The sequence below is a fragment of the Bradyrhizobium cajani genome (assembly GCF_009759665.1).
Taxonomy (GTDB): domain Bacteria; phylum Pseudomonadota; class Alphaproteobacteria; order Rhizobiales; family Xanthobacteraceae; genus Bradyrhizobium; species Bradyrhizobium cajani.
Window position 1 is genome coordinate 1 of record NZ_WQNE01000071.1, and the last position, 10746, is coordinate 10746.

Consider the following 10746-nt stretch of genomic DNA (forward strand, 5'->3'; position numbering starts at 1 on the left):
GCTGAACTCACACCCGACTCTTCAGATGATGCCGCCGGTGCAGCGGCATCATCGCTGTTTGCGCTGAACCCAGAAGTTCAGCCGCGACGCTTCTTCTTCGGCTTCTTTCCCGGCGCGCCCTTCACGGGCCACGGCGTGACCGACGGCTCTGCGTGGCCTGGCTTGGTCTTGTGCTTCTTTTTCTTTCCGAACGAAGGCGCATCGTCAAATCTCGCCCCGCGCTCGCCGAGCGCCTTGCCGCGCGGCTTGAATCCACCCGCATCGCGCGCGTGATCGTCGCGACGTTCGCGATGATCGCTGTCGCCGCTCTCGCGCCGGGGCGCGTGTGATCGTTCCTCCGAAGCCGCCTGCCGCTGCGGTACATCCGCCATCGGTTCGATGCGGATGCTGTCTTCCTTGTCCGGACGCTTGACCTTGGCAGCAAAGGAATCCGCGACCCGCTCGGAGATCTCGAACTCGGTGGTGGTGTCCATAATCTTGATGGCGCCGATGTCGCGCTTGTCGATGCCGCCGCGGCGGCAGATCATCGGCAGCAGCCAGCGCGCCTCCGCGTTCTTGCGCCGCCCGATGGCAGCGCGGAACCAGACGCTCCCCTCCGCCATGCCGTGTTTCGACGAAGCCTTCCCTGATTTCGATCGGGGCTTGCCGGGACGATCGTCACCGCCCTCGCCCTGAAACCTGTCGCGCCCGCGCTCGTCGCGCGGCCGGCCGGCTCGCTCGCCGGGATCCATGATGTCTTCGGGCGACGGCAGCCGCGCGCGATAGAGCCGCGCCAGCGCCGCAGCGATGTCCTCAGCCGACCGCTCGGCGAGCAAGGCCTGTGCCAGCGCCAGATCGTCGGACGTCGTCTCCTCGGTGAACAGCACGTCCTTCATGCGGTCGTGATCGAGCTTGCGGATCTCATCCGCCTGCGGCGCCGTGCCCCAGACCGCGTCGATTCCCGAGAGATTGAGCAGCAGCTCGGCCCGCCGCCGCCGTGCCGGCGGCACCAGGAGGACGCTTGTGCCCTTTCGTCCCGCGCGCCCGGTGCGGCCCGAGCGATGCTGCATGACCTCGGCGTCGTTTGGGAGGTCGGCATGGATGACGAGGTCGAGGCTCGGCAGGTCGATGCCGCGAGCGGCGACGTCGGTTGCGACGCACACGCGGGCGCGTCCGTCCCGCAACGACTGGAGTGCCAGGGTGCGCTCATTCTGGGTCAATTCGCCCGACAGGGCGACCACGGCGAAGCCGCGCTCCAGCAGCGCCGCCTGCAAATGCCTGACGGCATCGCGCGTGCTGCAAAACACCAGCGCGCTCGGCGCCTCGTGGAACCGCAATACGTTGACGACCGCATGCTCGACATCGCCGGGGGCAATCCGGATCGCGCGATACTCGATATCGGCGTGGCCTCCTTCGTCGCCGGCAACCTCGATCCGGAATGCGTCGCGCTGATACTGCCTGGCGAGTGCGACGATGCCGCGCGGGAACGTCGCCGAGAACAGCAGGGTGCGGCGCGTCTCCGGCGTGGTCTCGAGGATGAACTCCATGTCCTCGCGAAAGCCGAGATTGAGCATCTCGTCGGCCTCGTCGAGGACGACCGCCGTCAATTCGGAGATGTCGAGACGGCCGCGGCGCAAATGATCGCACAGCCGTCCCGGTGTGCCGACGACGATGTGGGCACCGGCGGCAAGCTCGCGCTGCTCGCGCCGCGGATCCATCCCGCCGACACAGGAGACGACGCGTCCGCCGGCATGCCCATAGAGCCAGGCCAGTTCGCGCTGGACCTGAAGCGCGAGTTCGCGGGTCGGCGCCACGATCAGAGCGAGCGGTGCGCCGGCCTGCTCGAACCGCTCGGCATCGTCCAACAGATCCCTGGCCATGGCCAGACCATAAGCGAGGGTCTTGCCGGAGCCGGTCTGGGCCGAAACCAGCAGGTCCCGCTCGGCGGCCTCGATCGCGAGCACGGCGAGCTGAACAGGGGTCGGTGAATCATAGTTCCGCTCGGCCAAAGCTCGGGCGAGCGGCGGGGTTAGGGCCGGAAAAGACACGAGATGGAGAACCTTGGTTAATTCAGGCGCGCAAACAGTGAGCGGGCGGACCTGAGCTGCGTGCGCGGCAGACGCCCGGCCGCACGCGGGATTTGATCTGGGCGCTCTTTACGCCAAGCGCTCGGAAATCACCATGCCTGTGATGCATGGCTTTATGGAGAGAGCCGCGCCTGAAGGTTGCACAGGCTTTTTGCGGCCACCTCGCCTAACCTGAAGCGCAGATCCTGCCCACGAGAGAGCAAGACACGGGGGCAACATGACCGACAAGATTTCGCTGGCCGACAAGCTCGCGACCTTCGCCGATTTCTGGTCGCCGCGCACGATCACGACCTTCAATGATTGCGACGTGATGGTCGTCAAGGTGAAGGGCGAATTCACCTGGCACAAGCACGACGACACCGACGACTTCTTTCTTGTCCTGAAAGGCATCTTGGACATCGAATTGCGGGATCGCACCGTGACGCTCGGTCCGGGCGAGCTCTATGTCGTGCCCAAAGGCGTCGAGCATCGCCCGGTGGCACGCGAGGAGGTTCATCTCCTGCTCATCGAGCCGACCGGCACGCCGAACACGGGCGACAAGGCGACGGCCGCAACGCGCAAGCTCGCATAGCGGCCAATTCGCCAGGCCTAATCCCTGGAGGTCGCCAGCTTGCTGAAGGCCCCGATCAGCGTTGCTCTTGCCCGCGCCACGCGGTCTCGCGCCGCGCGGCTCAAGGCGCGGACGACGCGCCAGGCTTCGGTCGCCTCGATCCACGCCCTCACCTCGACGAACTTTCCGTACACCCAGGCGAAAGCCGGAATCCTCATCAGCTTGTCACGCGTGAGATGGAACAGGCGTTCGACCAGCACAAGCTTGAGCAATTCGCCGACGATGAGGGTCACGGCCCCGCTCAGAACCTGACCGGTTGCGGCGAGATAGGCCGCCACCGGCTTGACCGGCTCCAGAATGATCACGGGGACGGAAAACAGGGCGAGCGAGGGATAAGGCGGCAGCGACCTGATCCAGCTTCGTAGTCGCTCGAATACGAGATGTCGCTCAACCCAGCGCGAAATCGGCCTCGCCACGGTCATGAAGACCGCGTCCACCAGGAAGTAGACGGCGGCCAGGACGTACGTGACTGGTTTCACGATGCGCTTCACCATGACTCTCCCGCGAAGTGAAAGCGGGAACTTGGGCCTAAGTTTCGCCTCGGCGTGAATAGTTCGCGGATTCCCGATGGAACTTTTTGGGCGGCGGCCGGCTCCATGCCCTCAGATCTCGGCATAGACCTCCAAAAGATTGCCGTCGGGGTCGCGGAAGAACAGCGTCCGATGTCCAAACGACTGGTTCGTCGGCGGCGACAACAACGCCACACCCTGCCGCACCAGTTCGTCGGCGCATGCATCGACTTCGGCTGCCGACACCTTGAAGGCCAGCTGCAGCGATGCGCTGCCGGACGGGATCGGCGCGTCGGAGGCGGTGCGGCTCGGCTTCGCAAGGGCCAGCGTATTGCTGCCCAGGCTGTATTCGATCCAGTTCGGCGAAAGCTCGCGCAGCAGCGGAAAGGCGAGAACGTCCTCGTAGAAGCTGCGCATCGCGGCCATGTCGCGCACGAAGATGACGGTATAGTCGATCGCGCGAGTGGCGTTGAAGGGCGAGCGCGGCTGGTTCGGCTGCGGCTCCATCGGCGGTATCACTCCGAATCCACCATACGGTCAGCGACGAAAACGCCGTTCGGCTGGTGAGAGACGAGCTGATCAATTTCGCCGCCTTCTCCGCGAAACTCGACCGCAAAACCGTCCAGCTCGACGATGCGAAACCTGCGGCCTTGCTGCGGCTCGAGGCGATAGGCCGGCTGGAAGTCGACCTTCAGAATCAGGCGCCCATCAGCGTCGAGAGTCACGTGAAGGTTCACGCCGCCGCCCTTGAAATGCCCGGCGCAGCGCGCGCGAAACGCAGGGTCCGTACAATCGCCGGCAGCGCGCCGCTCGAACACGATATCCCGGACCATCGGCTCCAACGGCGTGGACAGATGCACGATATTGCCGTCGCGATCGGTGTGGAACGTGATGGGAAGATTGTCGGGCAGAAGTCGGTCGACGACCTCAGGCGTCACGAACGTCTCGAAATGCCGGTGCGCGAGCGGCGCGTTCATGCCGCGCCACGACCAATGCAGCGCGTCATCCTGCATGCGGATCGACATCACGCCATAGGCCGGATGCGCATAGTCGGCGGCATAGGCGGACAGCGCATGCGCGGGCTGCGTATCCTTGCGGCGTGCTTTCTCCCGCGCCTCCTTGTCGGCCGGAATATGTGCGATGTAGTCATCATGGATCTTGTGGAAGCGCGCGAACCAGTCCACGGGCTCGCGCCCGCGCAACCGGTCGACAATGTACCATGTCAGGATCTGCGGCACTGCGCTCGGACTGCGATTGGTGAGCACGGCAACCCCGATGCCGGCGTCCGGCACCAGCGTCATCAGAGAGCCCCAGCCGGTCCAGCCGCCGCCGTGCCATATCAGGCGCTCCCCGCAATAAGTGTTGGACTGAAAACCCAACGCATAGTGGCCGTGGCCAAACTCGGAAAACTCCGACTTCCCGACATGCGCCAACGGCGCATGTAACTGCTCCACCAGAGCAGTTGGCAGCAGGTGTTCGTCGCCAAACTCGCCCTTGCCAAGATGCAGGCACATCCAGTTGGCGAGGTCGGCCACTGAGGTGTTGATCGCGCCCGCAGCCGTGGTCCGGATCGGCAGGCGCGGGGCCAGCAGCCGCGTGTCGATATGGATCATGTAGGGGCGCGCCGCCTCGCCCGCGGCTTCGAGCTCGTCCAGCGAGAAGCCAACCGTCATGCCGAGTCGGTCCGTCAGGCGCTCCCGCACAAAAGCTTCAAAACTCTTGCCGCTCAGCCGCTCGATCAGGAGACCGGCGACGTTGTAGCAGAGGTTGTTGTATTGCCAGCTGGCGCGGATATCGCGGCTCAATTCCAGGTGTCGCATGAGCGGCAGCATTTCGGCGGGCGCAAGGTCGCCGGGCACATGAAGCCAGTCGTGCCGCGGCAGCCCCGATTGATGGGTCAGCAGGTCGCGGATGGTGACGCGCTCGGTGGCGATCGCGTCATGCAGCCGAAACTCCGGAAGATAGTCGCGCACCGGCTTGGCCCAATCGAGCAGGCCCTCATTATGCAGGAGAGCGATCGCCGTTGCCGTGAAGGATTTCGTGATCGAGCAGATCACAAACTGGGTGCGTGGCGTCACCGGCAGATCGGCCTCAACGTCGCGCTGGCCATAGGTGCGTGTGAGCACGACCGCGCCATCCTGGACGATGGCGAGCGCGGCGCCCGGCACCTTCCAGACGGCCATTGCTTCCGCGGCGAGCCGATCGATGTCGGGAATGAGAGACGCGAGCGAGGAATTTGGGATGTCGGCAGATATGTTCATGGCACCCGGTCATGCTTGCGAGGTGCACAGGCTAACCGCATCAACGTCAAATGGAAGTGCGCGGCGAACGTCTTCGCAAAGAATTGAAGCCTGGGTCGCGAGAACCGGGAGACTTATCGCAGCAGGCCGCCACTGTAGCGCAGCTCGTACAGCGGCGCGCCACCATGTCGCACAATCGTCTCGACGCCATGGAAGCGATCGAGGGTGCCTTCGACCTCGTTGCGGTAGACCATGCCCGCCTGCTCGAACAGGCGCGGTCCCCGATAGGGCTCTTCGACGCATACACCCAGCAGCGCCTGGCGGAGGAATTTGTAGATCGCGAGAAAGCTGTCCCGGTCCGTGATCTCCGCGTGGGCGCCGCCGCTGTAGCTCATCGACCAGATGACGCGATCATCCCGCGACACCGTCTCCTGCCCGGCGAAAAATCCCATGCCAAAATAGATATCGCGATAGGCATAGGGCGGCGCGCGGTGCTCGAGCTGTTTTGAGCCGGCGAGCAGCGGCCTCGCCACGGTCGCCTCGTCGTCGAGGCCTGCATAGGTGCGCCGCTTGGCTTCGACCAGGAACGCCGCGAGATCGTGCGGGATCGACGCCATCTTCTATTCCACCAATTCCGGCCACGGCACGATGGTGGACTTCACGGTCTTCATCGCCATCGCGTCCTTGACCGCCTGCGCGACGCCCGCTTCCGTGAACGGATAGATCGTCTGCATCTTCAGCCACGGATATTTGTCGCGGGTACGATAGAGCATGTCGACGCCGAGCGGCAGATCGTTGCCGGTAAAGCCCCAGGATCCCAGCACGTTGAGGTCCTTGGTGCAGATGCGGTGCCATGACGTGTCGATCGAGCCGGCATCGGTGAACTGGCCCATCTCCACATAGGTGCCGCCGTCGCGCAGCATCTCGATGCCTTCCGGGCCTGCGCTGGGATGGCCCGAGCAATCCATCACGAGATCGGCGCCGAAATGGCCTACGATCTCGCGCACGCGCGCGATGCGATCCTGTGGCGACTTCAGGTCTTCGATGTTCACCGTGGCCTCCGCGCCGAACTCACGCGCCAGCTTGAGCCGCGGCTCCTCCGGCGCCCCGACGCAGATCACCCGCCCTGCTCCCATCTCCTTTGCGGCTGCGACCGCCAGAATGCCGATCGGGCCCGAGCCCTGGATCACCACCGTGTCGCCCCAGGTGAAGCCGCCGGCGCGGCTCGCACGGTTGAAGGCACGGATGCAGGACGTCAGCGGCTCGGACAGTGCGCCGAGGCGCAGCGACATGTCGTCGGGCAGCTTGTAGATCTTGGTGCCCGGCAGCATGTCGAGGTCGACATAGACATATTCGGCCCAGCCGCCCCACATGTGCGGCGCCTTGTCGAAGCCGAGATAGCGGCCGTAATAGACCGGCGTCAGGCACTTGTTGGCGGTCTCAGGATAATGGATGCAGTAATAGCAGCGGCCGCAGGGCATCAGCGGCGGGATCATCACCTTCGAGCCGACCGTCAGCGGCTTGCTCATGAAATCTTCGGTGAATTCCTCGCCGCATTCGACGATGACACCGCCGAGCTCGTGACCGAGCGTGAACGGCCAGGGCAGCGGCTTCGGCCAATGTCCTTTGAGGATGTGCAGATCGGTGCCGCAGACGCCGCAGGCGCCGACCTTGATCAGCGCGGCCTTTTTGCCGACCTTCGGCCAAGGCACGGTGCGGATGACGGGCTCCGAGCCCGGCCCTGCATGGGTGCAGACGCGGATGGATTCCATGGCTGTTTCCTCGATGCCCGCTTGTTATGTTGATTGGTGCGGGGCGAAGCGAAGCGTATGTGAGATGCGCGGTCGTGCCAAGCCGGCGTCTTGTAGCCCGCATGGAGCAGAGCGGAATGCGGGACCGGCGGTCCCGGATTACGCTTACGCTCCATCCGGGCTACAGGCCTAATTTTCGAGTGGCCAGAATCCAGGAGCCAATTGGGCCATCGGCAGGAACAAGCCGCCAACACGCACCTGACGATATGTGCTTAAACCATCGTTCGCCTGCGATGACCTGTCGATCAGCCGGCGCATCGAGTTCCTTGGCCATTCCGCCGACGATCTGCTCATCCATCCATTTCAAGAAGCGCTGCAGCTCGTCCGGCGAGGAGAAACGGCCAACCCTTTCCTACTGACAATTCATGACATGATTCCGTAGGCCACTTCAGTTTGACGGCCTCTGCATATAAGACCTAAGTGTCTTGAGCGACAGATCGCGACCGTGTAGGGACGGTTCAAGTCCTGCCCTGGTGATCGCTTGAACCCCCTCCCTCAAAATCCCGTGGTCGCGACCGGCTCGTTCGCGGCGATGAAGTCGGTGCCCTACCGCCTCCAGTTCGCCTCTTACGTGCTGGCGATGATGGCTGACAATATCGAGCATGTGATCAGCTATTGGGTGGTGTTCCAGAAATTCCATTCGCCGGCGCTGGCCGGTTTCGCAGTGCTGTCGCACTGGCTGCCGTTCCTGCTGTTCTCGGTCGCGGTCGGTGGCCTGGCCGACCGGTTCGATCCGCGCCGCATCATCCAGTGCGGCATGTTGCTGTTCATCGTCGCATCCGCCGGGTGGGGCTTCTTCTTCATCACCGATACGATCCAGATGTGGCACGCGATGCTGCTGCTGGTGATCCACGGCTGCGCCGGCGTGTTGTGGCAGACGCCGAACCAGCTTCTGCTCTACGAGCTCGTCGGCCCCGCCGATTTGCCCAGCGCGGTACGGCTGAACGCGATGGCGCGCTATCTCGGCATCCTGGTCGGACCGGCGGTCGGCGGAATCATCATGCTGACGCTCGGCACCTCGCACGGCATCATCTTCAACACGCTGTTCTATCTGCCGATGCTGCTCTGGCTGTTCCGGGCGCCGATGCGCGACAAGAGCGTGGCGGTGCGGCGCTTCGCCGTGCGCGGGCTTGCAGACATCCTGCTGACCATCCGCGCCATCGGCACCCAGCCGGTGCTATCGGCGATGACCTGGCTCGCCGGCCTCACCTCCTTCATGATCGGCAACGCCTATCACGCCCAGATGCCGGGCTTTGCCGGCGATCTCGGCCATGGCGATCCCGGCGTCTCCTACAGCGTGCTGCTCGCCGCCGACGCGGCCGGCGCGCTGCTCGCCGGCATCGCGCTGGAATCCTGGGGGCGGCTGAAGGGCACGCCGCGCACCGCGATCATGCTCGCGATGCTCTGGAGCGTGGCGCTGCTCGGCTTCGCTTTGGTGCGGATCTATCCGGTTGCAATCGCGCTGCTGTTCTTTGCGGGCTTCTTCGAGCTGTCGTTCAACACCATGGCGCAGGCGCTGGTGCAGCTGAATGCGCCGCCCGAGATCCGCGGCCGCGTCGTCGGTCTTTATAATATGGCCGGGCTCGGGATGCGGGCCTTCAGCGGCATCACCGTGGGGCTGTTCGGCGCGGCCATCGGCATACACTGGTCGCTCGGGCTCTCGGCCGCGCTGCTGCTGGCGCTACTTCTTATATTGTATCGGCGGCGGGTACGAACGGCTTGACCGGTCCCGCCCCGCCGGGGCGCGCCCGGTGGGCCTCGCCTGCCCGCCCTTGATGTGGCTTTTCGAACGCATTGTTTCTGTCCGCAATCGCCGCACCCGATCCTAACGCGGCATTAACCCTACACACCTTAGGGTCGTGCCGGACTCCGCCCGGGCGGGGGGTCGGGTGTTGAAAATGGCGTTGGCGAACAAAAAATTTCTTCCGGCCGCCGAGGAGCGTCGGCGTTTCCAGCGGGTGAAAGTGCACCTGCTCGGCCGCTACATGCTGCCGGACCGCCGTGAATTCCCCTGCCAGGTGATCAATATGTCGCCGGGCGGGCTGGCGCTGCTGGCCCCCGGCATCGGCAATGTCGGCGACCGCGTGGTCGCCTATCTCGACCATATCGGCCGGGTCGAGGGCAAGATCACCCGCATCATCGACAATGGCTTCGCCATGACGATCGGCGCGACGCCCCGCAAGCGCGACAAGCTCGCCGCCCAGCTGACCTGGCTCGCCAACCGCGACATCCTCAACCTGCCGGAGGACCGCCGCCACGACCGTATCGTGCCGCGCAACCCGATCGCGGTGCTGACGCTCGAGGACGGCACCAAGATGACGTGCCGCATCATCGACCTGTCGCTGTCGGGCGCGGCGATCGCCGCGGAGAACCGGCCGCCGCTGAAATCGACGGTTCTGCTCGGCCGGGTCCAGGGCCGCGTGGTCCGCAACCTCGAGGACGGCTTCGCGCTGGAGTTCATGCACGAGCAGCCGGCCGAAACACTCGAAGAGAGCGTTACCGCACGGTAAAGCGCAAGCTCGCCAAAACTCCCGTTTTTTCAGCCTCGAAGGCGGCCTCCGCGATGCGGACGCCGCCTTTTTCGTGCGCTGCGACCGGCCCCACGCAAGTTAATGCAAGGGGCGCACCTGCGCGCAAACAACGGTTCCGCCAGCGTTTCCGCGTTAATCGATAAAATTTGAATCAATTGCAGTCATTTCAAATTTTATGCGAGTTTTACTCAAGTATAGATCGAATTTCCCGCGACTTTTACTTGTATTCGTCTCGACTTGACTTGGCTGACTTAGCGGCAACTCAAAAGCTCCGTGCGAAATGTGGTCCCAACAAGAAACGGGGGCCGCAATGTTTGACTTCAGGGGACGGGGGAAGGGACTGGCGCTGGCCGCCATGCTCTTGGGGATCAGCGCGGCAGCGCAGGCCGGCGAAGGTCGCCTGCTCTACGCGAGCCTCGGCGACACCACGCGTGCGCCGATCGGCTGGGTCGAGTTCTGTGCCGAGAATACTGCCCAATGCCAGGGCGGGGCGACGCAGCCGCGCGACATCGTGATGTCGCAGACGGCATGGCGCGACCTCGTCAAGGTCAATCGCTGGGTCAACGAGACCGTGAAGCCTTTGACCGACCAGGAGCACTGGGGCGTGATCGAGAAATGGTCGCTGCCGACGGACGGTTACGGCGACTGCGAAGACTATGTGCTGTTGAAGCGCAAGATGCTGATCGATGCCGGATGGCCGCGCGAGGCCCTGCTCATCACCGTCGTGCGCGACAAGAAAGGCGAAGGGCACGCGGTGCTGACGGTGAAGACCGACAAGGGCGAGTTCGTTCTCGACAATCAGAACGAGAGCGTCGTCGCCTGGACGGAGACCGGCTATCGCTTCGTCAAGCGCCAGTCGCAGAGCGATCCCAACGTCTGGGTCTCGCTGGGCGATACCAAGCCGGCGGTCTCCACCGCCAGCGCGAGAGATTAGCAGGAACGAGACAACGAGTTACGCGACCCGGTCACATCCCCACCC

General features: G+C 64.2%; 10 protein-coding genes. 4 read left to right on the plus strand and 6 right to left on the minus strand.

All coding sequences use genetic code 11. The annotated features are described in order from the left end of the window. Positions 1–77 precede the first annotated feature (77 nt). Entirely contained in the window at positions 78–2027 is a 1950-nt protein-coding gene (locus tag GPL20_RS38105; RefSeq protein WP_254125075.1) for a DEAD/DEAH box helicase, read from the minus strand. Between the two features lie 256 nt (positions 2028–2283). Here GPL20_RS38105 and GPL20_RS38110 point away from each other — a divergent pair, with 256 nt between their 5' ends. Beyond that, complete coding sequence (locus tag GPL20_RS38110; protein ID WP_157337824.1) at positions 2284–2637, plus strand: cupin domain-containing protein; 354 nt, start codon at positions 2284–2286, stop codon at positions 2635–2637. A gap of 17 nt (positions 2638–2654) precedes the next feature. On the opposite strand, the gene GPL20_RS38115 is transcribed toward GPL20_RS38110, so the two are convergent. The 5 genes from GPL20_RS38115 to GPL20_RS38135 form a co-directional block, all read right to left on the minus strand. Further along, positions 2655–3167: a hypothetical protein gene (locus tag GPL20_RS38115; RefSeq protein ID WP_373568195.1), complete on the minus strand. Its 513-nt coding sequence runs from the start codon at positions 3165–3167 to the stop codon at positions 2655–2657. Positions 3168–3278: 111 nt separating this feature from the next. Continuing rightward, complete coding sequence (locus tag GPL20_RS38120; RefSeq protein ID WP_157337838.1) at positions 3279–3692, minus strand: VOC family protein; 414 nt, start codon at positions 3690–3692, stop codon at positions 3279–3281. 8 nt (positions 3693–3700) lie between these two features. Further along, positions 3701–5446 (minus strand): serine hydrolase, encoded by a 1746-nt coding sequence (locus GPL20_RS38125; RefSeq protein WP_157337828.1) that lies wholly within the window; start codon positions 5444–5446, stop codon positions 3701–3703. 113 nt (positions 5447–5559) lie between these two features. Then, a complete protein-coding gene (locus GPL20_RS38130) occupies positions 5560–6042 on the minus strand; it encodes a DUF5680 domain-containing protein (protein ID WP_157337830.1) in 483 nt (160 codons plus the stop codon). 3 nt (positions 6043–6045) lie between these two features. Next, positions 6046–7197, minus strand: coding sequence for a zinc-binding dehydrogenase (locus tag GPL20_RS38135; protein ID WP_157337832.1), 1152 nt, complete (start codon positions 7195–7197; stop codon positions 6046–6048). A gap of 520 nt (positions 7198–7717) precedes the next feature. Here GPL20_RS38135 and GPL20_RS38140 point away from each other — a divergent pair. The 3 genes from GPL20_RS38140 (at position 7718) to GPL20_RS38150 (ending at position 10701) form a co-directional block, all read left to right on the plus strand. Beyond that, the gene (locus GPL20_RS38140; RefSeq protein WP_256557344.1) at positions 7718–8959 is read left to right on the plus strand and encodes an MFS transporter; all 1242 of its coding nucleotides are present in this window, start codon (positions 7718–7720) and stop codon (positions 8957–8959) included. Positions 8960–9134: 175 nt separating this feature from the next. After that, complete coding sequence (locus GPL20_RS38145) at positions 9135–9746, plus strand: PilZ domain-containing protein (protein ID WP_026312634.1); 612 nt, start codon at positions 9135–9137, stop codon at positions 9744–9746. Between the two features lie 331 nt (positions 9747–10077). Continuing rightward, complete coding sequence (locus GPL20_RS38150; RefSeq protein ID WP_167533391.1) at positions 10078–10701, plus strand: transglutaminase-like cysteine peptidase; 624 nt, start codon at positions 10078–10080, stop codon at positions 10699–10701. Positions 10702–10746: the final 45 nt, after the last annotated feature.